This is a genomic window from Pseudomonas sp. CF161, assembly GCF_000416215.1.
Classification (GTDB): domain Bacteria; phylum Pseudomonadota; class Gammaproteobacteria; order Pseudomonadales; family Pseudomonadaceae; genus Aquipseudomonas.
Genome location: NZ_ATLP01000054.1, coordinates 37,434 through 62,824, shown reverse-complemented (window position 1 = coordinate 62,824; position 25,391 = coordinate 37,434). Strand labels below are relative to the sequence as shown.

Annotated in this window: 24 protein-coding genes; 10 read left to right on the top strand and 14 right to left on the bottom strand. The window is 60.5% G+C overall.

The window, feature by feature from the left end; translation table 11 throughout:
• Positions 1–2: 2 nt before the first annotated feature.
• Positions 3–947: a bifunctional riboflavin kinase/FAD synthetase gene (gene ribF, locus CF161_RS09940; protein ID WP_020296451.1), complete on the bottom strand. Its 945-nt coding sequence runs from the start codon at positions 945–947 to the stop codon at positions 3–5.
• A 129-nt stretch (positions 948–1,076) separates the two neighbouring features.
• Complete coding sequence (murJ, locus tag CF161_RS09935; RefSeq protein ID WP_020296450.1) at positions 1,077–2,615, bottom strand: murein biosynthesis integral membrane protein MurJ; 1,539 nt, start codon at positions 2,613–2,615, stop codon at positions 1,077–1,079.
• Positions 2,616–2,867: 252 nt separating this feature from the next.
• On the opposite strand from murJ, the gene rpsT reads away from it, so the two are divergent.
• Positions 2,868–3,146 carry a 30S ribosomal protein S20 gene (gene rpsT / locus CF161_RS09930; protein WP_003215870.1) on the top strand — a complete coding sequence of 93 codons (279 nt, stop codon included), beginning with the start codon at positions 2,868–2,870 and terminating at the stop codon, positions 3,144–3,146.
• A gap of 116 nt (positions 3,147–3,262) precedes the next feature.
• On the opposite strand, the gene CF161_RS09925 is transcribed toward rpsT, so the two are convergent.
• The 5 genes from CF161_RS09925 to rplU all read right to left on the bottom strand — a co-directional run bounded on the left by CF161_RS09925 (position 3,263) and on the right by rplU (position 7,044).
• Positions 3,263–3,727 carry a CreA family protein gene (locus CF161_RS09925; protein ID WP_020296449.1) on the bottom strand — a complete coding sequence of 155 codons (465 nt, stop codon included), beginning with the start codon at positions 3,725–3,727 and terminating at the stop codon, positions 3,263–3,265.
• Between the two features lie 32 nt (positions 3,728–3,759).
• Positions 3,760–4,878 carry a glutamate 5-kinase gene (gene proB, locus CF161_RS09920; RefSeq protein ID WP_020296448.1) on the bottom strand — a complete coding sequence of 373 codons (1,119 nt, stop codon included), beginning with the start codon at positions 4,876–4,878 and terminating at the stop codon, positions 3,760–3,762.
• A 123-nt stretch (positions 4,879–5,001) separates the two neighbouring features.
• On the bottom strand, positions 5,002–6,225 hold the full coding sequence (cgtA, locus tag CF161_RS09915) for an Obg family GTPase CgtA (RefSeq protein ID WP_020296447.1): 1,224 nt from the start codon (positions 6,223–6,225) through the stop codon (positions 5,002–5,004).
• A 193-nt stretch (positions 6,226–6,418) separates the two neighbouring features.
• Positions 6,419–6,694 (bottom strand): 50S ribosomal protein L27, encoded by a 276-nt coding sequence (gene rpmA, locus CF161_RS09910; protein ID WP_003215862.1) that lies wholly within the window; start codon positions 6,692–6,694, stop codon positions 6,419–6,421.
• 35 nt (positions 6,695–6,729) lie between these two features.
• Positions 6,730–7,044, bottom strand: coding sequence for a 50S ribosomal protein L21 (gene rplU, locus CF161_RS09905; protein WP_003230856.1), 315 nt, complete (start codon positions 7,042–7,044; stop codon positions 6,730–6,732).
• 241 nt (positions 7,045–7,285) lie between these two features.
• On the opposite strand from rplU, the gene CF161_RS09900 reads away from it, so the two are divergent.
• From CF161_RS09900 to CF161_RS09890, 3 genes are all read left to right on the top strand, one after another.
• Complete coding sequence (locus CF161_RS09900) at positions 7,286–8,254, top strand: polyprenyl synthetase family protein (protein ID WP_020296445.1); 969 nt, start codon at positions 7,286–7,288, stop codon at positions 8,252–8,254.
• Positions 8,255–8,368: 114 nt separating this feature from the next.
• Complete coding sequence (locus CF161_RS09895) at positions 8,369–8,710, top strand: zinc ribbon domain-containing protein YjdM (protein WP_020296444.1); 342 nt, start codon at positions 8,369–8,371, stop codon at positions 8,708–8,710.
• Between the two features lie 203 nt (positions 8,711–8,913).
• The gene (locus tag CF161_RS09890; RefSeq protein WP_020296443.1) at positions 8,914–9,171 is read left to right on the top strand and encodes a hypothetical protein; all 258 of its coding nucleotides are present in this window, start codon (positions 8,914–8,916) and stop codon (positions 9,169–9,171) included.
• A gap of 114 nt (positions 9,172–9,285) precedes the next feature.
• Here the strand turns inward: CF161_RS09890 and CF161_RS09885 are convergent, their stop codons facing one another.
• Positions 9,286–9,903 carry an FKBP-type peptidyl-prolyl cis-trans isomerase gene (locus CF161_RS09885; protein ID WP_020296442.1) on the bottom strand — a complete coding sequence of 206 codons (618 nt, stop codon included), beginning with the start codon at positions 9,901–9,903 and terminating at the stop codon, positions 9,286–9,288.
• Between the two features lie 133 nt (positions 9,904–10,036).
• Positions 10,037–10,339 carry a DUF6482 family protein gene (locus CF161_RS09880; RefSeq protein ID WP_020296441.1) on the bottom strand — a complete coding sequence of 101 codons (303 nt, stop codon included), beginning with the start codon at positions 10,337–10,339 and terminating at the stop codon, positions 10,037–10,039.
• A gap of 239 nt (positions 10,340–10,578) precedes the next feature.
• Here CF161_RS09880 and CF161_RS09875 point away from each other — a divergent pair, with 239 nt between their 5' ends.
• Positions 10,579–12,360 (top strand): hypothetical protein, encoded by a 1,782-nt coding sequence (locus CF161_RS09875; protein ID WP_020296440.1) that lies wholly within the window; start codon positions 10,579–10,581, stop codon positions 12,358–12,360.
• 96 nt (positions 12,361–12,456) lie between these two features.
• On the opposite strand, the gene CF161_RS09870 is transcribed toward CF161_RS09875, so the two are convergent.
• Entirely contained in the window at positions 12,457–12,945 is a 489-nt protein-coding gene (locus tag CF161_RS09870; protein WP_020296439.1) for a TIGR00645 family protein, read from the bottom strand.
• A gap of 162 nt (positions 12,946–13,107) precedes the next feature.
• Between CF161_RS09870 and CF161_RS09865 the strand changes: the two genes are divergently transcribed.
• On the top strand, positions 13,108–14,940 hold the full coding sequence (locus CF161_RS09865; protein WP_020296438.1) for a hypothetical protein: 1,833 nt from the start codon (positions 13,108–13,110) through the stop codon (positions 14,938–14,940).
• A 3-nt stretch (positions 14,941–14,943) separates the two neighbouring features.
• On the opposite strand, the gene CF161_RS09860 is transcribed toward CF161_RS09865, so the two are convergent.
• Both CF161_RS09860 and CF161_RS09855 read right to left on the bottom strand, forming a co-directional pair.
• Positions 14,944–15,285 (bottom strand): hypothetical protein, encoded by a 342-nt coding sequence (locus CF161_RS09860; protein WP_020296437.1) that lies wholly within the window; start codon positions 15,283–15,285, stop codon positions 14,944–14,946.
• A gap of 212 nt (positions 15,286–15,497) precedes the next feature.
• A complete protein-coding gene (locus tag CF161_RS09855) occupies positions 15,498–17,936 on the bottom strand; it encodes a Lon protease family protein (protein WP_020296436.1) in 2,439 nt (812 codons plus the stop codon).
• A gap of 276 nt (positions 17,937–18,212) precedes the next feature.
• Here CF161_RS09855 and CF161_RS09850 point away from each other — a divergent pair, with 276 nt between their 5' ends.
• The 4 genes from CF161_RS09850 (at position 18,213) to CF161_RS09835 (ending at position 21,819) form a co-directional block, all read left to right on the top strand.
• Positions 18,213–18,701, top strand: a complete 489-nt coding sequence (locus CF161_RS09850) for a DUF3015 domain-containing protein (RefSeq protein WP_020296435.1) — start codon at positions 18,213–18,215, stop codon at positions 18,699–18,701.
• 94 nt (positions 18,702–18,795) lie between these two features.
• Positions 18,796–20,649, top strand: a complete 1,854-nt coding sequence (locus CF161_RS09845) for a DUF4105 domain-containing protein (RefSeq protein WP_020296434.1) — start codon at positions 18,796–18,798, stop codon at positions 20,647–20,649.
• Positions 20,650–20,896: 247 nt separating this feature from the next.
• Positions 20,897–21,253 carry a hypothetical protein gene (locus CF161_RS09840; RefSeq protein ID WP_020296433.1) on the top strand — a complete coding sequence of 119 codons (357 nt, stop codon included), beginning with the start codon at positions 20,897–20,899 and terminating at the stop codon, positions 21,251–21,253.
• Between the two features lie 71 nt (positions 21,254–21,324).
• Positions 21,325–21,819, top strand: a complete 495-nt coding sequence (locus CF161_RS09835) for a GreA/GreB family elongation factor (protein WP_020296432.1) — start codon at positions 21,325–21,327, stop codon at positions 21,817–21,819.
• Between the two features lie 6 nt (positions 21,820–21,825).
• Here the strand turns inward: CF161_RS09835 and gdhA are convergent, their stop codons facing one another.
• Both gdhA and ettA read right to left on the bottom strand, forming a co-directional pair.
• Positions 21,826–23,163 (bottom strand): NADP-specific glutamate dehydrogenase, encoded by a 1,338-nt coding sequence (gdhA, locus tag CF161_RS09830; RefSeq protein ID WP_020296431.1) that lies wholly within the window; start codon positions 23,161–23,163, stop codon positions 21,826–21,828.
• Positions 23,164–23,474: 311 nt separating this feature from the next.
• A complete protein-coding gene (ettA, locus tag CF161_RS09825; RefSeq protein ID WP_020296430.1) occupies positions 23,475–25,139 on the bottom strand; it encodes an energy-dependent translational throttle protein EttA in 1,665 nt (554 codons plus the stop codon).
• Positions 25,140–25,391 lie beyond the last annotated feature (252 nt).

Sequence of the window (25,391 nt, the reverse complement as noted above, 5' to 3'; positions counted from 1 at the left end):
CATTAGCGATTGGCGCTATGGATACGTGCAACTTGGGCACGGGCGGCGGCAACATCCGCATTGATCGCCGTCTTCAACGCCTCCAGAGAGGCGAAACGCTGCTCTTCACGCAGCTTGTGGTGGAAAACCACCGTCAAACGCCGGTCATACAAATCGCCGGCAAAATCTAAAAGATGGACTTCCAGGTGGGCCTTGCCATCACCTGCAACCGTTGGCCGAACGCCAATATTGGCGACCCCGGGCCAAGGCTGGCCGTCGATTTCGACACTCACCAGGTACACCCCGGAAAGCGGCACACGACGGCGTTTGAGCTGTACGTTGGCGGTAGGCGTACCCAATTGGCGCGCCAGCTTCTGCCCGTGCAGAACCCGTCCGGCAATACGGAACGGGCGACCCAGCAAACGCTCGGCCAACTCGAAGTCAGCCGCGGCCAGGGCGTTACGGACCTGGGTGCTGCTGACACGTAAACCGTCCAGCTCCACGGTCTGCGCCGCTTCGACGGTAAAACCCCGGGCGCTGCCGGCCTGTTGCAGGAAATCGAAATCCCCTACCCGGTCGCAGCCAAAACGGAAGTCGTCGCCAACTTCCAGGTGCTGCACTCCCAGGCCATCCACCAGAATGGTATCGACGAATTCACTGGCACTGAGCTTGCTGAGGCGCTGGTTGAATGCCAGGCACAACACGCGGTCGACGCCCTCGTCAGCCAGCAGCTGCAACTTGTCACGCAGGCGTGCCAGACGGGCTGGAGCGGTGTCCGGCGCAAAGAACTCACGGGGCTGCGGCTCGAAAATCACCACGCAGCTGGGCACGCCCAACTCGAGCGCGCGCTCGCGCAGCCGGCCCAGGATAGCCTGGTGGCCACGGTGAACACCGTCAAAGTTGCCAATAGTGGCGACACAGCCCCGATGCTGGGGGCGCAGGTTGTGGAGACCTCGAACCAGCTGCATAACGCGCTTCTTGCTCATAAAGTGGTCGATTATAACCACACCCGGCGGTCGGCGACAGGCAACACCGCCACCCAAAGTGATCGAACCGATAAAACCAGGGCCCGATCACGGTTCAACGCCAGGCAGGCGTCAGTTCAAGCCCTTGCGATTGAAGTCCCGCAGGCGAAAGCCCAGCAGCGCCAGCATGCCGAAATACGTCACCACCCCGGCCAGCACCAACGCCCCAAGGCGCAGAAAGCGTTGCAGCATATGCCCCTGGTCCCAGGCCGGCATCACGTACATCAAGCCCAGCAGCACCGCCGACATCACCAGCACCGCGATCACCAACTTGAGGGCAAACAGCCCCCAGCCCGGCTGCGGCTGGAACATTTTCTGCTTGCGCAACTGATAGAACAGCAAGCCGGCGTTGATGCAGGCACCGCCGCTGATCGCCAGGGCCAGCCCCGCGTGCTTCAAGGGACCGATAAACACCAGGTTGAGCAACTGGGTGACGATCAGGGTAAAAATCGCGATTTTGACCGGTGTCCGAATGTTTTGCTGGGCATAGAAGCCCGGCGCCAGGACCTTGATCACGATAATCCCGAGCAGGCCAATGGAGTAGGCAACCAGCGCCCGCTGAGTCATGGCCGCATCCAGCGCGCTGAATTCACCGTACTGGAACAGCGAAACCGTCAGCGGCTCGGCAAGAATCCCCAGGGCCAGGGCACAGGGCAGCACCAGCACAAAACACAGGCGCAAGCCCCAATCGAGAATTCGCGAATACTCGTGGCGGTCCTGGCTGGCGTAGGTCTTGGCCAGGGTCGGCAGCAGAATAGTGCCCAATGCCACCCCCAGCACACCGGACGGCAACTCCATCAGGCGGTCGGCGTAGTACATCCAGGACACGGAGCCTGCGACCAGGAACGAGGCAAAAATAGTGTTGATGATCAGTGAAATCTGACTCACCGAGACCCCGAGAATCGCCGGCAGCATCTGCTTCATCACCCGCCAGACCCCGGTGTCATGCAGGTTCAGCCGTGGCAGCACCAGCATGCCGATCTTGCGCAGGTGCGGCAGCTGGTACAGCAACTGCGCCAGGCCACCGGCCAATACCGCCCAGCCCAGGGCCATCACCGGCGGGTCGAAGTAGGGCGTCAGAAACAGGGCAAAAATGATCATGCTCACGTTGAGCAAGGTCGGCACAAAGGCCGGCACCGAAAAACGGTTCCAGGTATTGAGGATCGCCCCCGCCAGCGAGGACAGGGAAATCAGCAATATATAAGGGAAGGTCACCCGCAGCAGGTCAGAGGTCAGGGCGAATTTTTCCGGAGTATCGGCAAAACCCGGCGCCGTGGCCCAGATCACCCAGGGCGCGAAAATCATCCCCAGGGCCGTGACCAACGCCAGCACCAGGGTCAACAGACCCGACACATAAGCGATGAAAATCCGAGTCGCCTCCTCGCCCTGCTGGCTTTTATATTCCGCCAGGATCGGCACAAACGCCTGGGAGAAAGCCCCCTCGGCAAAGATCCGGCGCAGCAGATTGGGCAATTTGAAGGCAATGAAGAAGGCATCGGTAGCCATGCCGGCCCCAAAGGCACGCGCGATGATGGTGTCACGCACAAACCCCAACACCCGGGAAATCATGGTGATAGAGCTGACAGCGGCCAACGATTTGAGCAGGTTCATTGAAAGGTTTTTTGCCTGTAGATAAACAGCAGGCGAACAATGCGCCCACTTATGCGATACTCCGCGCCGCAACAGCACAGAGCCAAAGCTCGCGAGTTTACAGGTCAAGCGCCGGAAATAAATATCCCGCCTCTTCAGATCGACCACTCAGCGGAACGCATCACCCGCCCTTGACAAGACTTCAACTCATCGGCATGATTCGCGGCCTATTTTGTTTGCTATTTCCCAAAAAGTCTTTCGAGGAGCTCGACGGTGGCCAACACACCTTCCGCCAAAAAACGTGCAAAACAGGCTGAGAAGCGTCGCAGCCACAACGCCAGCCTGCGTTCCATGGTTCGTACCTACATCAAGAATGTAGTTAAAGCCATCGACGCAAAAGACGCTGAAAAAGCGCAAGCTGCTTATGTTCTGGCCGTGCCAGTTATCGACCGTATGGCCGATAAAGGCATCATCCACAAGAACAAAGCTGCTCGCCATAAAGGTCGTCTGAATGGCCACATCAAGGCGTTGAACCTTGCTGCTGCAGCCTAAGCGACACGCTTGTTAAAAAACCGACCCTAGGGTCGGTTTTTTATTGCCTGCGATTTGGCAGCACCACCAGCAACCCGCTCACCCCTTGCAGAGGGCGAGCCGGTCGGCAAAGGCCGTTACTGTGGCTGGACCCACGGCAGGATCGGAATCGCCGTCACCGCATTCTGCGGACTGCCCTCGATCAAGCGATCGCTGTAGACCAGGTACACCAGCGTATTGCGCTTCTTGTCGAGGAAGCGCACCACCTGCATGGTCTTGAACACCAGCGAGGTGCGCTCCTTGAATACTTCCTCGCCATCCTTGAGCTCACCCTTGAAGCTGATAGGGCCGACCTGACGACAGGCAATCGACGCCTCGGCACGATCCTCGGCCAGACCCAGACCACCCTTCACCCCGCCCGTCTTGGCTCGCGACAGGTAGCAGGTCACACCCTCGACCCGAGGATCATCGAACGCCTCGACCACAATGCGATCGTTCGGCCCGACAAATTTGAATACCGTGGACACCTGGCCGATTTCCTCAGCGGACGCCAGGAGTGGCATCACCAACAGCAAACCCAACAACCCTTTTGCTACGCGCATTGGTTTTTTCCCTAAATGACTCGAATCAGTGCTTAAACCAGGATCAGGTTATCGCGATGCACCAGCTCTGGCTCAGCCATGTAGCCCAGCAGACCGACAATCGCATCAGACGACTGGCCAATGATCTTCTGCGCCTCAAGCGCACTGTAGTTGGCCAGGCCGCGAGCGATCTCCCGCCCGTCCGGCGCCACGCAAACCACCATCTCGCCCCGACGGAAACCGCCCTGGACCTGCTTCACACCCACTGGCAACAGACTCTTGTTGCCCTGGGACAGCGCCGAGACCGCTCCCGCATCCAGCACCAGGGTGCCGCGGGTCTGCAAGTGCCCAGCCAGCCACTGCTTGCGCGCCGCCAGCATGCCGCGCTCCGGCGAGAGCAAGGTGCCGATGCGCTCACCCGCCTTCAGGCGATCCAGAACTCGCTCCAGACGCCCACCAACAATAATTGTGTGCGCCCCGGAACGCGCCGCCAGACGCGCCGCCCGCAGCTTGGTCTGCATGCCGCCACGTCCCAGCGCACCGCCGGTGCCGCCCGCCACCGCATCCAGCGCCGGATCATCGGCCCGCGCCTCGTAAATCAGCTGGGCGTCAGGGTTATTGCGCGGATCAGCATCGAACATGCCGTCACGGTCAGTGAGGATCACCAGCAGATCAGCCTCGACCAGGTTCGCCACCAGCGCCGCCAGGGTGTCGTTGTCGCCGAAACGGATTTCGTCGGTCACCACGGTGTCATTCTCGTTGATCACCGGGATCACCTTGAGCTCGACCAGGGCGCGCAAGGTACTGCGAGCATTGAGGTAGCGCTTGCGATCAGAGAGGTCGTCATGGGTCAGGAGGATCTGCGCGGTGTGCCGGCCATGCTCGGCAAAGCTCGACTCCCAAGCCTGCACCAGGCCCATCTGGCCAATGGCCGCAGCCGCCTGCAACTCGTGCATCGCACTGGGTCGCGAGGTCCAGCCCAGACGGCTCATGCCAGCCGCTACCGCCCCCGAAGAAACCAGCACCAACTCGACGCCAGCCTCGTGCAAGGCCACCATCTGCTCGACCCATACACTCATTGCCGCACGATCCAGGCCCTTGCCATCCGCCGTCAGCAGTGCGCTGCCGATCTTCACGACCCAGCGCTGCGCACCCGTCACCTTGCTCCGCATCTTCTTCAACCTTAGCTTGAGGACAGCACGACCCAGCACTGCCCGTAACGTTATTCGTGACTATCGATTTCCGGATACTAAAACGCCGCTCGATTGAGCGGCGCTTAAGTTTACTGCAAGGAATCAGTCACGCACGTAAATGATTTCCGGACCATCTTCGTCATCCACATCTTCTTCGTCCCAGTCATCGTCACCGATGTCATGGACCGACTTCACGCCGCTACGGCGCAGAGCACGCTGGTCATCCAGGGCCTGCAACTGAGCACGGGCTTCGTCTTCGATGCGCTGATCGAGTTCGGCCAGCTCTTCCTTATAGGCCGGGTCATTGGCCAGGCGATCGGCACGATCTTCCATGTAACGCATGATGTCGTGACACAGACGCTCGGTACCCAGCTTGGAGATGGCCGAGATCACGTACACCGGACCGGTCCACTCCAGGCGATCAACGATTTCCTTGACCCGAGCATCGTGCTCTTCTTCAAGGATCTGGTCGCACTTGTTCAGCACCAGCCAGCGGTCACGCTCAGCCAGCGACGGGCTGAACTTGGTCAGCTCGCTGACAATCACTTCGGCAGCATCCGGCGCACTGGAGTCATCCAGCGGCGCCATGTCCACGAGGTGCAACAGCAGGCGGGTACGGGACAAATGCTTGAGGAAACGAATCCCCAGGCCAGCACCGTCGGAAGCACCCTCGATCAGGCCCGGAATGTCCGCGACCACGAAGCTTTTCCAGCGATCGACACTGACCACACCCAGGTTCGGCACCAGGGTGGTGAACGGGTAGTCGGCCACTTTCGGCTTGGCGGCCGAAACCGAACGGATAAAGGTACTTTTACCGGCGTTCGGCAAACCCAGCAGACCCACGTCCGCCAAGACCTTCATTTCCAGCTTGAGGTCACGCGCCTCACCCGGCTTGCCCGGAGTGGTCTGGCGCGGCGCACGGTTGGTGCTGGACTTGAACCGGGTGTTACCCAGACCGTGCCAGCCGCCGTGGGCTACCAGCAGCTTCTGGCCGGCCTTGGTCAGGTCGCCAATCACTTCCTGGGTAGCGGAGTCGATGACCGTGGTACCAACCGGCACGCGCAGCACCAGCTCTTCACCTTTTTTACCGGTGCAATCGGTGCTGCCGCCGTTGGAGCCACGCTCGGCATCGAAGTGCCGGGTGTAACGGTAGTCCACCAGGGTGTTGAGGTTTTCGTCGGCAACCATATAGACCGAGCCGCCATCACCACCGTCGCCGCCGTTCGGGCCGCCGTTTTCAATGAATTTTTCGCGACGGAAGCTCATGCAACCGTTGCCGCCGTCGCCGGCCTTTACTCGAATCGATACTTCATCAACAAACTTCATAACAGAACGCCTCTCGCCATACGGACGAGCCGAAAAATCAAGACATAAGACTCTTGCAAAAATGAGCGCAGCGACCTCAAGCACCGACCGCAAATCCCGCTGCTTTCGCCCATCACAAACAGCTTTGCAAGAGACTCACCCCACAAACGAAAAAGCCCCGTCGCGAGACAGGGCTTTTCCAGCAACTACGCAATTATGCCGCGACGACTTCAGTCTTCGGGACAATGCTCACGTAACGGCGGTTGAAAGCGCCTTTTACTTCGAACTTGATCACGCCGTCGATTTTAGCGAACAGAGTGTGATCTTTGCCCATGCCAACGCCGTAGCCAGCGTGGAATTGGGTGCCGCGCTGACGCACGATGATGTTGCCCGGAATGATGACCTGGCCGCCATACATCTTCACGCCAAGGCGTTTGGCTTCTGAGTCGCGACCGTTACGGGTACTACCACCAGCTTTTTTGTGTGCCATGAGTTCAATTCTCCTAGTGAGGAATTAGGCTGAAATTAAGCCTGAATACCGGTGATTTTGATCTCGGTGTACCACTGGCGGTGGCCCATACGCTTCATGTGGTGCTTACGACGACGGAACTTGATGATGCGGATTTTATCGTGACGACCTTGGGAGATCACTTCAGCCACAACGGTAGCGCCAGCAACAACTGGAGCACCGATATTCACGTCATCGCCATTGGCGACCAACAGAACGCGATCAAAAGTTACGGATTCGCCGGTAGCGATTTCCAGTTTTTCAATCTTCAGGTATTCACCTGGGGCGACTTTGTATTGCTTGCCACCAGTAACGATTACTGCGTACGACATGGTATTTCTCCGATAATCCTGCTCACCCAGCTCTTTATAAGAAGAGGTATTGGCTGGCATGGCTGCATGGGGCTGGAACGGCCCAAGTGCAATTGCGTAAGGCAGGTGCTGCCCAGGAAGTTCAGGGTGCGCGATTGTACGCAAGGAGCAAAGCCGATGCAAGTGCCTGTCCATAGCGCCTTGACAGGCCCGGACGCGGGTCCTAGCATGCCGCGCAACCCTTCTGGAGCGACTCTCGCTGATGCAACCCCAAGCTTTCTACCGCGCGGTGGCGGACGATTTTAGCGCCGTCGACGGCATCATCAAGAAGCAGCTGACTTCCCGGGTGCCGCTGGTATCGAAAATCGGCGACTACATCACCTCGGCCGGGGGCAAGCGCCTGCGTCCTTTATTGGTGCTGCTGTGCGGCAAGGCCCTGGGTCGCGAAGGCGACGACATGCGTCTGCTGGCCGCCACCATCGAATTCCTGCACACCGCCACCCTGCTGCATGACGACGTGGTCGACATGTCCGGCATGCGCCGTGGCCGCTCCACGGCCAACGCCATGTGGGGCAACGCGCCGAGCGTACTGGTGGGCGACTTCCTGTACTCGCGCTCGTTCGAAATGATGGTCGAGCTGGGCTCGATGCCGGTCATGAAGATCCTTTCCCAAGCCACCCGCATCATCGCCGAAGGCGAAGTGCTGCAGCTGTCGAAAGTCCGTGACGCCAGCACCACCGAAGAAACCTATATGGAAGTCATCCGCGGCAAGACCGCGATGCTCTTCGAAGCCTCGACCCATAGCGCCGCAGCCCTGGCCGGTGCCACGCCGGAACAAAGCGAAGCGCTGCGCACCTTTGGCGATCACCTGGGGGTGGCCTTCCAGCTGGTCGACGACCTGCTGGACTACCGCGGCGACGCCGAGACCCTGGGCAAGAACGTCGGTGACGATCTGGCCGAAGGCAAGCCGACCCTGCCGCTGATCTACACCATGCGCGAAGGCACCGCCGAACAGGCCGCACTGGTCCGCCAGGCGATCCAGAAAGGCGGCATCGAAGACCTGGAAAGCATCCGCGCTGCCGTGGAAGCCTCGGGTTCCCTGGATTACACCGCACAACTGGCCCGCGACTACGTAGCCCGCGCCATCAGCTGCCTCGAAGCCCTGCCGCCAAGCGAATACCGCGACGCGCTGGTGGAACTGAGCGAGTTCGCGGTCGCCCGCACGCACTGATTCCCCCCTGCACTGGAGCCGGCCAGCCGGCTCCAACGGGCATCTCGCCCCTCTCCCGGTTAAAACCCTATACAATGTGCGCTTTTTAGCCATCCTGAAACTCAAGGAGCTTTAGTGAGCACGTTGCCACCCTGCCCAAAATGCAATTCCGAATACACCTATGAAGACGGCGCACAGCTGATCTGCCCGGAATGCGCCCACGAGTGGTCCGCCAGCGGCGAAGCCGAAGTAGCGTCCGATGAAAGCGTGAAAAAAGACTCGGTGGGTAACGTCCTGCAAGATGGCGACACCATCACCGTGATCAAGGACCTCAAGGTCAAGGGCACGTCCCTGGTGGTCAAGGTCGGCACCAAGGTCAAGAATATCCGCCTGTGCGATGGCGACCATGACATCGACTGCAAGATCGACGGCATCGGCCCGATGAAACTCAAGTCAGAGTTCGTGCGCAAGGTCTGATTCCCCTGCCCATCCCGCGTACTGCGCGGGATGGCGCCATCTCCCCGCATCATCCCCCACTCAAGCCCCCCCCAATAGCAAAAGGCCAGTCGAGTTGATCGACAGCAATTTCTGCCTAGAAAAAAGCAGAAACTGCCAATAGGTACTTGCTATTCATTGAATAAGAATTATTCTCATTGAACCCCATCAAGGAGATGAGAACCATGACTTATTTGATCGACGCGTGGCTGGATCGCCCACACCCTTACTTGAGAATCCTTCATCGGGAAACCGGGGAAGTCTGTGCGGTGCTGGAAGAAGAAGCTCTGAACGAGCTGCAGGACCAGGGTGACCTGGATTTCAACGGCTTGAGTTCCAGCGAGCCGATGGTGCTCAAGGAACTGGTGCGCAACCTGTTTTTGTTCTGTTACGCCAGAGCCTTGCGCCCGGCGTCAGAACTCAGCAGCAAGTTTCAGGTATGAGCGTCACTGCAAAATCTGCGGGGGCCGGCTTGCCAGCGATGGCAGGCGCACGGGTTCAAGGCTGAACCGCGCCGCCTGCATCGCCGGCGAACCGGCTCCCGCATTCGCTACGACTTAGAGTACGTCGAGCAGCTCGACGTCAAACACCAGGACGCTGTGCGGCGGGATGCTGCCTACGCCTTGCGCGCCGTAAGCCAGTTCGCTCGGCACGTACAGACGCCATTTGCTACCGGCGTTCATCAGTTGCAGGGCTTCGGTCCAGCCGGCGATCACGCCACCCACCGGAAACTCTGCAGGCTGGCCGCGCTCGTAGGAGCTGTCGAACACAGTGCCGTCGATCAGGGTGCCGTGGTAGTGAGTGCGCACGCTGTCTTCACGGGATGGCTTGGCGCCCTCGCCCGCAGTCAGCACTTCGAATTGCAGGCCCGAAGCCAGGGTGGTGATCCCATCGCGCTTGGCGTTTTCAGCCAGGAAAGCCAGGCCTTCGCCTGCAGCTGCTTCAGCCTTGGCGGCCGCTTCGGCCTGCATGATTTCACGAATGACCTTGAAGCTGGCGGACAGCTCGTCCTGGCCTACACGGCTTGGCTTGCCGGCGAACGCGTCGGTCAGGCCAGCCAGGATCGCGTCCAGGCTCACGCCCGGCGGCGGGTTGTCGCGCAGCTGGTCGCCCAACTGACGGCCGATGCCGTAGCTGACGCGGGTTTCGTCGGTGGACAGATTTACTTCGGACATGGAACTGCTCCGCTGTGCGGACGGCTCGGGAACTTGCCGTGCGTGCACAGCGCATCCCGGGGCGCCCGGAACCAAAAGGGCGAGCAGACTAGCACAGAAGCCCCGGCGAAGATCAGGGGGGCGTATGGCGCTATCAGGCGGAGCGCAACGCCAGCGGCACCTTCAGGCTTTCCTCGGCGCTGGCAGACAAGCCGCACATTTCGTCATGCACCGAGGTGTGCACCAGGTTGAACGGCAATGTCGGAAACGCCTGCAACACCTGACGCGCATGTTCCACCGAACGCAGGTGGAACATCTGCCCATGGCCGTCGCTGAGGGGATAGGCCGCCCCGTGCATGCGCGCCTCCAGCAGATAGATGCCGCCTTCCAGGGAAATCAGGTTCAACTCATCGACCTTGCCGGCGATGGCGTAGGCATTCATTTCTTGCAGGTTCATAAACCCACCTCGTGCAATTCAGGCCCGTGACGTTACAGGCATATGCCTGGCGCGATAAAAGTACAAGCGCCGGCCTCGCGATCTGGACCAACGGCGCAGCACCCGGGGCAGGCATCGGCAAAAGGAAAACGTCCGGGTTTTCTGTTAGTGTCGCCGCCGCTTTCCAGCCCTTTCTACGCCAATGGATCTCTGCAAATGGATGTTGACCTGCCACGCGCCCTGAAACAGGCCGCCCGCCCATGAAACTCATGACCTGCGTCGCCACCGGCGTCGGCCTCCTCGCGGCAGGCGCCCTGGCGCTGTACCTGAGCGTGGAGCTGAGCCCCGAAAAACGCCTGGAACAGACCTTCGACCAACGCATTGCCCAGGCCAGGGAGTTGCCCAACTCGACACTCGAAAAACTGGCCATCACTCAGCTGCAGGCCTGGTACGACGAGCGGCGCGGTTTGCTGAGGATGAACTCAGCCTGGAAGGTCGAACACAGCCTCGACGCCAATGACCTCATCGAGCAATACCCGGTTCCCACCGACGCGGCCGGGCACTGGCTGGCGAGCCTGTTCTTCAAGAGTTATGACGCCACGGTCTTTCGCAGAATCGACATGGACGTCAGTTCGCCGTTCAACAAAGACCCACTCGAGCCGTTGTTCCCGACCGAGCTCGACTGGCAGTCGGCCAGTTTGAAAGACGGATCGGTGATCGCCCTGCAAGCCGACAAGGAGCCCGCAGGAGGCCCTCAGTCCCGGCGCCTGGAACAGCACAAGCCCGGGCACTATCAACTTATCTACCCGGATAAAGAGCGAAGCGAAAACACCCCCGAAGTCGTGGCCTTGAACGGTACTGCGCAAACGGTGGTTCCCGGTCAGGTCAAAGTGTTCAGTTTCGCCCGTGGTGACGTCGGCAGCACCCAGAGCCAAGGCAACCTCAGCGTGAAGCTGCTCAAGGCCGAGCCAAACTTTGCCGAGTTCGAGCTGGTCAACAGTGCCCCGCTGAGCGCCGAATTCGCAGAAAAGCAGCTGGACCCGTTGCTGATCCAGGCTCAAGACCGGGACGGCAACTACTTGAAGGCCTCCCACGCGATCACCAAGCCCCAGGCACAACTGGACTTCGAGGACGAGCAACTGCTGGCGCTGTTGCAACAGAAAAAATACGACCCGGCCTTTATCGCCCAGCAACAGCAGCAGTTGGACGCCTGGCGCCAGGCCCGGGGCAGTCACTACAAGAAGGTGTCCTTCTACGGCGAACTGCAAAACCTCAAGGTCACCGCCCTGGACTTCTCGACCGCCCAGGTGCAGCGCCAGGCGTTGAAAACCCCGGTCTATTCGTTCGAGAAGTGGATCACTGGCAGCGCCTTGCAGCCCATGCCGGGGCACGCCGTGGTGCATGACGACAGCATCGCCGAGCAGACCCGACGCTATGCCATAACCCAGGAACAGATGCGCCAGAGCGTGCGTGTCAGCTCAGAGGCGGTCAGCGACCAATACGCCCGAATCCTCTTTCACTCCGACGCGCCCTTCGCCTGGTCGGCGGCCGGGTACGACTTCCAGCGCTCATTGCAGTTCTATACCCAGGGCGCGCTCAACTCCCGTGGCGAACTGCTGGATATGGGCTTGCGCACCTTCGACTTCGACCCCTTCCGCGGCAGCATTAGCTACAGCCCCTCGGAGCTGCCTCGGCAACCAGCGTATGCCACCGGCACCATGACCCTGCTTCACCCCAAGGTTGAAAGACGCCTATTCGAGGCCAGCGCCCTGCCCCAGGGCCTGAGCGTGCGGGACAACGCCCTGATCATCCAGAGCACGCCGTTCCCGGAGGTTGCCTGGCGCTTCTTCGCCAAGGACAGCAGTGGCCGCTACCTGAAGAAATTCCACCAGGTCCAGCATCAAGGCAAGCAGAGCGAGGAGCTGTTCCAGGTGCAGTACTACTACGGGCAACCCACCACCGTCGAAGCCTATCAACTGGTAGACGTCACGCCCTTTGAGTATGACTTCGAGGTCAAGCTGCAGGCTCCGGAAGCCCCCTGATCCCCCCGCGGCCTGAAACCCGCCAGCCCCCTAAACAAAACCGCCCGGACGTTTGCACAACGTCCGGGCGGTTCGGTTACAGCGGCGTTTGAGCGATCAGTGCTTGGTCAGCTTGTCCAGGTAACCCATGGCGAACGCCGAGATCACGAAGGTCATGTGGATGATCACGTACCACTTCAGATGCTCGGGATCGACGTTCTTGGCGTCCATGAAGATGCGCAGCAGGTGAATCGAGGAAATCGCCACGATCGACGCCGCCACTTTCATCTTCAGCGACGACGAGTCCATGGTGCCCAGCCAGTTGAGCTTTTCCTTGCTCTCATCGATGTCCAGTTGGGAAACGAAGTTCTCGTAACCGGAAATCATCACCATCACCAGCAAGCCGCCCACCAGTGCCATGTCGATCAACGACAGCAGCACCAGGATCAGGTCCGACTCGGCCATGGAGAACACGTTGGGGATAACGTGGAAGACTTCCTGGAAGAACTTCAATGCCAGCGCCAGCAAGCCCAGCGACAGCCCGAAGTAGATCGGCGCCAGCAGCCAGCGTGAGGCATACATTGCATTTTCGATAAAACGTTCCATTGGATCTCACACGAAGTTTGAAAACGGCGGCGAGTATATCAGCCGTCCCCGAGCCCATAAACCACCGACAAATCCGCAACCTGCGGGTCTGTCGCCACGTTTTTTCTGCTAGTGTCGAAACCATTCACGCCGCTCACTGACATCGGACAGGAAGACTGGAAAATGGATTTGCGATTGCCTCTGGCGAGTATCGGAATGTGCACGGCGCTGTTGCTCGGCAGCGGCTGCTCACCCAGTGAAGAGAAGCGCCAGGTCAGCCTCGAAGAGAAAACCGCACAATTCGAGAAGTCCCTGGACGCCATCCAGGACCCGAAACTCAAAGACGCCATTGCCGACCTGGGCGGCTCTCTGCTGCTGTTGGAGCGCGCCGAGCTGCGACTGCAAAGCAAACCCATCGATACCGAGTACGCCGATGACGCCCTGGCCCTGCTCAAGCACTATCCCAGCCCGCAAGCCCTGGTCGATACCTACATCAATGGCCTGTTCGTGCTGCGCAAACCCGCCAGTTCCGACTACCTGACCGACCTGCAACCGGTGTTCCCCTTCAGCTTCACCATGCCCGCCGAGTTCCCCTTTCCCCATGGCCTGGAGTGGCAGTCCGTAACCTTGAGCAACAAAAAAGTCATCCCTTTCCAGCCTGAATGGTCGGAAACCGACCCCGGCATTCAGCTCAGCCCGTCCAGTTCCAACCTGACCAACCCCGACGACCTGACGGTGACCTATCCGTTCATCGAGGGCCTGGAAGTCGCCAACAAGGATCAGCCTCAACCGGTCAGCCTGCAGGGCAAGGTCGAAGTCATAGCGCCGCGCCGGGTACAGACTTTCCAGCTGAGCAAGGCCGACCTGGGCAAGACCCGCACCGAGGACAATCTTCAAGTCACCCTGCTGAAACTGGACAAAAACTGGGCCGAGATCGAAATGCGCAACAGCAGTGCGCTGCCGGCGCAGATCAGCGATACCTCGCCGAACCCGCTGCTGGTCCAGGCCCGCGACACCAGCGGGCAGTTCCTGGCGCGCGCCGGCTCACTCAACGAAAGCGCCCAGCAAGTGGCCTTCTACGAGCAGCAACTGGCGCAAATGAAGAAACAGAAAGCCTGGAGCGACGATTTCGAACGGCAGCTCGAAACCGAGCAGAAGGCGTTCGACGAACAGCAGACCAGCCATTACGCCAAGGTCTATTTCAACGGGGTGATCGACAAGCTGGAGGTCAGCGTCTTCGACTTTTCCCAGGCCAGCATTACTCGCAAGGACCTCGACCTGCCGGTTCAGCGCTTCGACCATATGAGCACCGACAAGAACATCCGGCCGCTGCCGATGCCGGTTGTGGTCTATGACGATCAGGCCGCGACCTACCTCAAAGCCGCGGACCTCGACGAAGACACCCTGAAGAAAAGCGTCAGCATCAGCCAGTCGGTGGAGGATGCCAGTGCCGCGCGCATCGAATTCGATCACCCGCGCACGTTCAATGACGAATTGCTGGGTTCGTCCTTCAATACCGGCGATACCCCGGTGACGTTTTTCACCCAGGATGCCCAGGGCAAGCGCGGCGAACCCATCGAACTGCCCACCGAAGCCTTCGAGATCGACCCGTTGCGCGGCACCATCACTTACGACCTCAACCTGTTCCCGGAGACCCCGGCCTATGCGGTCGGTTCTATACCCTTGTTCCTGGCAAGCATCGAGAAAAACACCGTCAAGACCCAGCAATTGCCCAAGGGCCTGGAGCTCAAAGGCAATGCGCTGATCGTCGACCAGGCGCAGTTTCCCGCCGATGCCTGGCGCTTTTACGCCAAAGACGACACGGGGCAGTACCTGAAGGAGATTTTTGCCGTCAGCCACGGCGCATCGGCCAACGGCCCGGCGCTGTTCGACGTGCACTATTTCTATGGCCAGCCCACTGAGCTGGAGAGCTACCAGCGCACCGAGCTCAACCCCGTCGAGTACGGCTTCGAGGTCAAGCTCGACAAAGTCGAACCCCCTCGGGCCGATCAGTAGGGTTCAGTGCTCGGGATGGAACTGGAAGTCGCCGGAGTTGCGCCCGCGATCACCATTGATCTGGCGCAGTTGGGCTTGCAGGTGCAGGCACCAGATCTGCGGGTCATCGGCCAGTTGGTAACCGTGGGTGGTGAGGCTCTCGACAATCGAGTCGAGTATGGATTCAGCCACCACCGGGCCGCAGAAAGGCCCCTGGGATTTGATGGCAGAAGGTTGTTCACCGGCCATTCCGGCGGCGAACAGCAAGGTCCACATTCCGGTATCGCCGGCCAGCGGACGAACGCTGCATTCGATACGGGTGACCAGGCCCAGGCATTGGCGGGTAAGGCAGAGGTTGCGCGACATGGCGGCGACCCTCGTTAGATCCGGTGTTCAGCCTTCGTCGGAAGACTGTTGCGATCCAGTGACGACTGTCGTTCTCCTTGCCCTGAGAATAGAGGAAAAGCCCGATAAGCAAAGTTGACCGGATAAACAGGCGCCGAATGGTCTTTTGGCGAAAGTTGACGCCAGCCGACTGACGCTGCGACGCGGGACAAAGCCCGCGCCGCAGGTCGGATTCAGACCGGTTTGGCTTCAACCAGCGCCTGCTGCGCCAGCTCTTTTTCGGCTTCCTTGAGGTCCTCTTCGCTGATCATTTCCGCGATCACCCGCAGGCGCTCAACCACCCGCGCGTTGACGCTGCCTTCCGGGAACTGCCCATCTGCATCCGGCTCGCCGGCAGGCTCGCCGACCAACAGGCTCAGGGCCTCGTCGGCCTGGCGCACCGCATACACATGGAACTGCCCGGCACGCACTGCCTGCAGCACTTTCTCATCCAGCATCAGGGTCGCGACGTTGGCCTGTGGAATGATGGCGCCCTGCTCCCCGGTCAAACCGCGCGCCTCGCAGAGACGGAAGAAGCCTTCGATCTTCTCGTTGACCCCGCCCACCGCCTGCACTTCGCCAAACTGGTTGATCGAGCCGGTGATGGCGAAGCATTGCTTGAGCGGCGTCTTGGACAGCGCCGAGATCAGGGTGCACGCCTCGCCCAGGGACGCGCTGTCGCCATCGACGTAACCGTAGGACTGCTCCAGGGCAATACTGGCGGAGATCGCCAGGGGGAATTCCTGGGCATAACGACTGCCCAGGTAACCGGTGAGGATCATCACCCCCTTGGAGTGGATCGGCTGCCCGAGGTTGACCTCGCGCTCGATGTCGACGATACCGCTGCCGCCCGGATAGACCGTCGCCGAAATCCGCGCGGGAACCCCGAACGCCGAATCGCCCACCTCCAGCACCGTCAGCCCGTTGCACTTGCCGACGGCGGCACCGTCGGTATCGATCAGGATGATCCCGGCGAGCATGTCATCGAGAATCCGCGCCGACACCCGGCCGGTGCGAGTGGCCTTGGCCTTGAGCGCGCGTTCGATATGCCCGGCATCGGTCATTTCATCGGCGGCCAAGTGACGAATGAAGTCGGCCTCGCTGACCAACTGGAACAGATCGCCAATGCGCGCCGACAAACGCCCCTGGTGCTCGGCCAGGCGCGCGCTGTAGGTCGCCAGGCGCGCCACCGCATCGGCGGTCAGCGGCGCCATGCCTTCTTCCGAAGTACGGGTCTTGAGCAACTGGGCGAACTGCTCAAGGCTCTCGTCGACCATCGGGATGTCTTCGTCGAAGTCCACCAGCACCCGGAACATCTCCTGGAAGTCCGGATCCAGGTCCTGCAGCGTGTAGTACAGCTGCCGCGCACCGATGATGATGACCTTGACCTGCAGCGGGATCACTTGTGGCGTCAGGGTCACCGTGGCCAGGCGCCCGAGCTCGCCCAGTGGAGACTCCATCTTCAGCTTGCGCGATTGCAGGGCACGCTTGAGAGCGTCCCAGACAAATGGCTCGCTGAGCATCTTCTCGGCTTCAAGAATCAGGAAGCCGCCGTTGGCCCGGTGCAAGGCGCCCGGCCGCAGTTGACGGTAGGTGGTGTAAAGCGCGCCCTGGTCGGTGCTGTACTCGATCCGGCCAAACAGGTTGTCGTAGGTCGGATGGGGCTCGAACACCACCGGTGCACCACCGCTGGCCGGGTGACCGACCACCAGGCTCGGGCCGTACTGTTCTTCCAGGAGCTTGCGGGCCACGGCGTCGGTCTTGCTGTCGTCGACCAGTTGTTCGACCACGGTTTTCAGCAGGTAAACCTGCATGGCTTGCAGGTAACCGCAGACCGCTGCGTTCTCCGCGTACTTTTCCGACAGTGGCGCCAGCAAAGGTTGCAGGGCCAGGGTGATGGTTTCTTCGTTGAGCTGGCGCAACTGGTTGCTCGACTCGCGCTTCCATTGCGGCAGGCTCGCCAGTTCTTCGTTGAGGCGCTCTTCCAGCGCTGAAATGTCCTCGTGGAAACGCTCGCGCTCGGCCTCGGGCAACTGGGCGAATTCCGCCTCATCCAACGCCTTGCCCTCGCTCATCGGGGTAAAGGCGATGTTGGTGCTGTCGCGGTACAGCGCGACTTCCTTTTCCAGGGCCAGGCGTTCGATCACATCCAGGGCGCGGTCGTAGCGCTGGTTGAACGCACGGTCGATGGCGCTTTTCTTCTGTTGGTAGGACGGGTGTTCGAACACCGCCGGAAAGGTCGACAACAGGTTGTCGATCAAACCGTTGATGTCGCCGATGAACGCACCGGCTGTGCCCGACGGCAATTCCAGGGCCCGGGGCTCGCGCGGCTCATCGAAATTGTTGACGTAGACCCAGTCCGCCGGGGTCTGCAGGCGCTTGCCCTCAGCCTTCAAGTAGCGTTTGACGAAAGAAAACCGGCCAGTGCCGGGCTCACCCATGACAAACACGTTGTAACCGGGGCGTGGCATGGCCACACCGAATTGCAGCGCTTCAACAGCACGTTCCTGGCCAAGCACACCGCGAAAGGGCTCCAGATCATTGGTGGTCGAGAAGCTGAACTGTTCAGCGGAAAACGGACGGGTCAGCGCTTCGGGCGCTAGACGCAAGCTGGCAGCAACAGGATCAGGCATCGGGCTTCCTTACATCAGGCGGGGCAGATGGCGGCATTCTGGCGCCGGGTATACCCGGCTGGCAAGGCGCGCCTCAGGCGAAAGCATAGACAAACGTAAAAGCCGGGGTGACCGGAAAAAAAACCTTCATATGCATGAATGTTTTGTAAAAAGTAACGGAACCCTTGGAACCTGCCTAAACTCCAAACTGCGCGGCTGGACTAATAACCGGCCCACTGGCGCAGAAATTGGCCAGACCCCCTTGTCCATTGGTTTGCACACAAAGAGAACAAAGCTATGAAACGGATTCTTCTCGGTACTCTTTTCACCGCTGTTTCCATCAATGCCATGGCTCAGGCGCCAGGCGGTCCGGATTGCGGTTGGGGCAACATGCTGTTCGAAGGTCAGCGTGGGACCCCAGCACACTTCCTGGCATCCACCACCAACGGCACTTCCGGTAACGCCACGTTCGGTATGACGTCCGGTACCAACGGTTGCTCGACCAACTCCGCGCTGACGTATGGCGGTAAATCCTGGATTGCCATGAATGGCATGATGAACGAACTGTCCGAAGACATGGCAAAAGGCCAAGGCGAAGCCTTGACCACTTACGCTGTGGTACTGGGTGTCGCTCCGGAAGATCGCGCGCACTTCGCCGCAGTCACCCACGAGCACTTCCAGCAGATCTTCAGCAAAGCTGACGTGACCGCGGACGATGTGCACACCAACACCCTGGCCGTGCTGAAAAGCGACACGCGCCTGGCTAAATACGCTACCCCGGCTTAAGCTCGCAACGCCCGCTCCCCCTGGGGGCGGGCTTTTTATTTTTTTGACCTAACCCCCTTTGGGTCTTTGTTTTTTTCGACTTAAGTTGCCCACCATGCTCAAACGCCTTGCCTATCTGGCGCTGTGCGCCTGCGCCCCGCTGTACGCCGCGCCTCATATCGACAATCAACGTTTGCAGCAATTGGCCAATGATCCGTTCTGGATCTCCCTGGGGCACTACGAGAGCGGCAAGCTCGGCGGCTGGCGCAGTTATGTCAGCGACCAGAAGTTCTTCCTCGCCGCCGATGGCGCGCACCATCCCGATGCAGAGCTCAAGGCCACCCTCGAGGCGATCTACGCCCCGGCCAGCGCCGGCGAGAAACACGCCCAATGCGTTTACCCGGCCCGCACCCGCTGGCTCAAGGCGCAGCTCAAGCTGGACGATCTGCCGGCGGTGGATTGCAGCGAGTTCAAGCAGTGGTTCAAGGATGTCGCGCCCCACAGCGCGGTGATGATCTTCCCGGCGGCCTACCTCAATAGTCCGTCCTCGATGTTCGGCCACACCCTGCTGCGCATCGACCAGGCCGACGTGCAAAGCAACAACACGGCCCTGCTCAGCTACGCGATCAACTTCGGGGCCTATATCGAAGGCTCGGACAACAGCATCCTCTACGCCTGGAAAGGCCTGATGGGCGGCTATCCGGGTCTGTTCGCCCTGGTCCCCTACCAGGAGAAACTCTCGGAATACCGCAGCCTGGAAAACCGCGACCTGTGGGAATACCGGCTGAACCTGACCCAGGTCGAGACCGAGCGCATGGTCGAGCATGTCTGGGAGCTGAAGCAGATCCAGTTCGACTACTTTTTCTTCGACGAAAACTGCTCCTATCGCCTGCTGGAATTGCTGCAGGTGGCGCGCCCCGGCCTGAAGCTGACCGAGCAATTCCCCCTGACTGCGATCCCCACCGATACGGTCAAGGCGGTGAAAGAAGCCGGGCTGGTCGAGAAGATCGACTATCGCCCATCCCGCGAACGTGAACTGCTGAGCCGCGCGCAACCGCTGTCGGGTGCCGAGCAGGATTGGGTGCTCAAGGTCAGTGCCGACCAGAAGCAACTGCAGGACCCGGCCTTCAAGGCCCAGCCGCGGGACCGCCAGGCCCTGATCATCGACGCGGCCTACCGCCTGGAGCGCTACCGCGCCAACGGCCAGGAGCGCGACCCGCAGCGCTCACAGCGCAGTTTCGAGCTGTTGCGGGCGATCAACCAGAACCCGGCGCCGGAGCTTGAGATCGAGCGTCCGGGGCTGCCGGAAGATGGCCACGAGTCACGCACCTGGCAGGCCGGCATCGGCACCCGGGGCGACCAGGCGTTCGGCGAGTACGGCCTGCGCATGGCCTACCACGATCTGAATGACAACGCCGAAGGCTTCCCCCTGGGCGCACAGATCGAAATCCTGCAGATGAAACTGCGCCAGTACGAAGGCAATCACTGGCAACTGCAGCAACTGGATCTTGCGACCATCCGCTCCCTGACCCCACGCAACGAGTTGCTGCAACCCTGGTCGTGGCAGGTCACCGGCGGCCTGGAGCGAGTGCCCGGCAAGCATGACGATGAAACCCTGGTCAGCCACGTCAACGGCGGTGCCGGCGGTACCTGGCAACTGGGCGAAAACACCCTGGGCTTTGCCCTGGGCACCGTGCGCATCGAACACAACAACGACTTCGCCGGCTTTATCGCCCCCGCGGCCGGGTTCAACTCCGGGCTCCTGTGGAAAAACCCGCTGGGCAACTTCAGCGTCGAGGCCAAGGGCGACTACTTCACCAACGGCGAAGTGCGCCGCAGCCTGAGCCTCAACCAGCAATGGGAACTGTCACGCAACCTCGGCCTGCGCCTGAGCGCCCAGCGCGAATTCAGCCAGCTGGCCACACCGGTCAACGAAGTGATGCTGGAACTCAAGTGGTATCACTATTGAGAAGCTGCCAATCCGCCTGCCCCATCGGCGCCTGAAAGCGCCAGCGCAGCCTGGCGGCAGCGGCTACAAGCCCCTCTTGGCCTGTAGTCGCTGCCGATATGCGCTGGCCATCAGTCACACTGACATTCTCCCTGACACGCCACAGCACCTATCCACAACCCCCCCAAACAAACCGCTCACCTGTTTTTCACAAGGCCGCGACGAAAGCGCTTCTAAACTTCACTCATCAAGCGTCCAGGAGTCGCAGATGAAGCGTTTCGGTTGGGCAGCCGTCGTGTTGTTGCTAATCAGTGGGTGCGAGTCGACCCACGAGCATTTGCTGGCCCAGGGTTACCCGCCAGCCTTCGCCGACGGTTTCGATGACGGGTGCATCAGTGGGCGCCAGGCCGCCGGGTCGATCAGTGGCGAGTTCCGCAAAAACGTCCCGCGCTACCTCAAGGACCCGCAATACGCCGAAGGCTGGAGCGATGGCTTCCGCCAATGCCAGGCCATGCTCGAAAACCAGGACCGCACCGATTACCGGGACCGCCATTGGGATGAGCGCGAGCGCGCCTGGCAGCAACAGAAGGATCAAGGCGCGGCGCGGGCCTATCGCTCGCAATAGGTCGCTTTCGGACATTGCTCGAAACTAAAAGACTGCGACCATGGCCCAACCTCCATCAAGGGAGAAATGCCATGAGCCGTGCCTTCGTCAATGAAGATCAGGCCGCCGCACAGGCCGACCAGCCGGTCGAACGCCTCGTCAGCGCCCAACCCAACTACGTCACCCCGACCGGCCTGGCCCAGTTGCAGGCCAAAGTCGCGCAGCTCCACAGCCAGCACAGCGAACAAGCGAGCCTGGGCGACCAGGCGGACCCACAGCGTCAAGCCGATATCGAACGTGACCTGCGGTATTTTCAGCAACGCCTGCAAAGCGCCCAGGTGGTGACCCAGGCCACCTCCACCGCCAAGGTGCAGATCGGCAGCCGCGTGACCTTCGCCGATGAACAGGGCAGCGAGCAGCAGGTGCAACTGGTGGGGGAAGACCAGGCCGATGCCGCCCATGGTCTGGTCAACTGGGGCTCGCCCCTGGGTCGCGCGCTACTGGGCGCGCAACCGGGGGATGAGGTGCTGTGGCATCGGCCGGCAGGCGATCAGACGATTGAGATTATCCGCATCGAACCGGCCTGAAGCGCCTCAGACCACGCCCTGGGCCAACATGGCATCGGCAACCTTGACGAAGCCGGCGATGTTCGCGCCCTTGACGTAGTTGATCCGACCGTTCTCTTCGCCGTAATGCACGCAGGCATGGTGGATCGACTGCATGATGTTGTGCAGCTTGCTGTCCACTTCCCCGGCAGTCCACAGCAGGCGCATGGCGTTCTGCGACATCTCCAGCCCGCTCACCGCCACGCCGCCGGCGTTCGACGCCTTGCCCGGAGCGAACAGGATATTGGCCTCGATAAAGATATCCACAGCCTCCAGGGTGGTCGGCATGTTCGCGCCTTCAGCCACGCAGATGCAGCCCTGACGCAGCAGGGTGCGGGCAGCGTCGGCGTCCAGTTCGTTCTGGGTCGCGCAGGGCAATGCGATATCGCACGCCAGGGACCACGGGCTCTGGCCGGCGAGGAACTCCAGGCCAAACTGCTCGGCCAACTCGCTGATGCGCCCGCGCTTGACGTTTTTCAGCTCCAGCACCGCCAGCCATTGCTCTTCGCTGAGGCCGGACTCGCAATACAGCGTGCCCTCGGAGTCGGACAGGGAAATCACCTTGCCCCCCAGGTCCATGACTTTGCGCGCCGCGTACTGCGCCACGTTGCCCGAACCGGAAATCGCCACGCGCTTGCCTTCGACCCGGTCGCCACGGCGCTTGAGCATCTCTTCGGCAAAGTACACGCAGCCAAAACCGGTGGCCTCGGGACGAATCAGGCTGCCGCCGTAGCTCATGCCCTTGCCGGTCAGGACCGAGGTGAACTGGTTGCTCAGGCGCTTGTACTGCCCGAACAGGAAGCCGATTTCCCGGGCGCCGACGCCGATATCGCCCGCTGGCACGTCCACGTCCGCACCAATATGACGATACAACTCGCTCATGAAGGCCTGGCAGAAGCGCATGACTTCAGCGTCGCTCTTGCCCTTGGGGTTGAAGTCCGAACCGCCTTTGCCGCCGCCCATGGGCAGCGAGGTCAGGGAATTCTTGAAGGTCTGTTCGAAGGCGAGGAATTTAAGCACCCCCAGATTGACCGAAGGGTGGAAGCGCAAACCGCCCTTGTAGGGACCGATGGCGCTGTTCATCTGGATGCGGAAACCGCGGTTGACCCGGACCTTGCCCTGATCGTCGACCCACGACACACGGAACACCACCGCACGCTCCGGCTCGCAGATGCGTTCGAGAATACCCGAGGTCAGGTAATGAGGATTGGCTTCCAGAAAAGGCCACAGGCTGCGTAGTACCTCTTCCACCGCCTGGTGGAATTCAGGCTGGTCTGGATCGCGTTTTTTCAGGCGGGCAAGGAAGTCTTCGACGGATTCGATCATGGAAAAGTCTCGGCAAATTTATTGTCGTTAACGGAGATTTGCCCGGGACTTTAGCAATTCGATTCGCACCGCGACAGCGCAAAATGTCGCAGTTATGAATTTAAATGGTGCATTAGATATAAATCAGCCCCTGAAAAGCCGATTTTTGTGCACCGAAACGAGGATCAACATTAACCCGATCGCCCGATTCCGGTCACCTCTGAAACCGCTCGCCGATTGAGCAATTCCCCTTGTTCAACTCCACTCTGACGACGATCGCCAGGCAAAAAAAACGGAGCCCGAAGGCTCCGCTTTTGTTCCAACCGACCTGATCAGGCCAGTTTTTTGTGCCGTACGCGATGCGGCTGGGCAGCCGCTTCGCCGAGGCGTTTTTTGCGATCGGCTTCGTACTCGGTGTAGTTGCCTTCGAAGAACACCGCCTGCGAGTCGTCTTCGTACGCCAGGATGTGGGTCGCGACGCGGTCAAGGAACCACCGATCGTGAGAGATCACAATGGCGGCGCCCGGGAAGTCCAGCAGGGCTTCTTCCAAGGAACGCAGGGTTTCAACGTCAAGGTCGTTGGACGGTTCGTCGAGCAGCAGGACGTTGCCGCCCTCTTTCAGGGTCAGGGCCAGGTGCAAGCGACCGCGCTCACCACCGGACAGGTCCTTGACGAACTTCTGCTGGTCGCCGCCCTTGAAGTTGAAACGACCGACGTAGGTACGGGACGGGATCTCGTAGTTGCCGATGCGGATCTGGTCGGAACCGTCGGAGATCTGCTGGAACACGGTCTTGCTGCCATCCAGGTCGTCGCGGCTCTGATCGACGCAAGCCAACTGCACGGTTTCGCCGACTTCGATGCTGCCCGAATCCGGTTGTTCCTTGCCCATCAGCATGCGGAACAGGGTGGATTTACCCGCACCGTTACCGCCGATCACGCCGACGATGGCGCCTTTAGGCATGCTGAACGACAGGTTGTCGATCAGGACGCGATCGCCATAGCCCTTGGTGACGTTCTTGAATTCGATGACCTTGTCACCCAGGCGCGGACCGGCCGGGATGTAGATCTCGTTGGTCTCGCTGCGCTTCTGGAATTCCTGGGACTGCATTTCCTCGAAGCGTTGCAGACGAGCCTTGGATTTGGACTGGCGGGCCTTGGCGCCTTTGCGCACCCACTCCAGTTCTTCCTTCATGGCTTTTTCGTGAGCCGACTGCTGCTTGGATTCGGCAGCCAGACGGTCGGACTTGGCTTCGAGCCAACCCGAGTAGTTGCCTTCATAAGGAATACCGGCGCCACGGTCGAGTTCCAGAATCCAGCCGGCAACGTTGTCCAGGAAGTAACGGTCGTGCGTAATCGCGACCACAGTGCCCGGGAAGTCGTGGAGGAAGTGTTCCAGCCAGGCGACGGAATCGGCGTCCAGGTGGTTGGTCGGTTCGTCGAGCAGCAGCATGTCTGGGGCCGACAGCAGCAGGCGGCATAGGGCCACACGCCGCTTCTCGCCACCCGACAGGTGTTCGACCTTGGCATCCCAGGCCGGCAGGCGCAGCGCATCGGCGGCGACTTCCAGCTGACGCTCCAGGTTATGACCGTCGCTGGCTTGCAGGATGGCTTCGAGCTTGGCCTGTTCAGCGGCCAGCTTGTCGAAATCGGCATCCGGGTCGGCGTAGGCGGCATACACCTCGTCCAGGCGCGCCTGGGCGTCCTTGATCACGCTGACCGCTTCCTCGACCACTTCACGCACGGTCTTGGTCGGGTCCAGCTGTGGCTCTTGTGGCAGGTAGCCGATGTTCAGGTCTGGCATCGGGCGTGCTTCACCGTCGAACTCGGTGTCAACGCCGGCCATGATTTTCAACAGGGTGGATTTACCCGAACCGTTGAGGCCCAGTACGCCAATCTTGGCGCCAGGGAAGAATGACAGCGAAATGTTTTTGAGGATTTCCCGCTTCGGCGGAACAACTTTTCCCAGCCGATGCATGGTGAAGACGTATTGAGCCATGGTGAACCTAGCGTCAGTGACTGATGAATAGATCGGGCAAAGCCCGGGCCAGGCCATGCGCGGCACGGGCGTTGATCATGATCAATACCTGCGCGCGGAAAATGCCTGATTGTCTGGAGCTGGAACGCTCCCGCGTAACCGGCAAAGCTACCTCAACGGATGACTAAGGTCCAGCCAGGCGGGGCTGGCACTTTGCCACAACTCAAGGCATGCTAGCCGCCCTTCGGGCGTCCGGCTTATAGTGCACGTCGC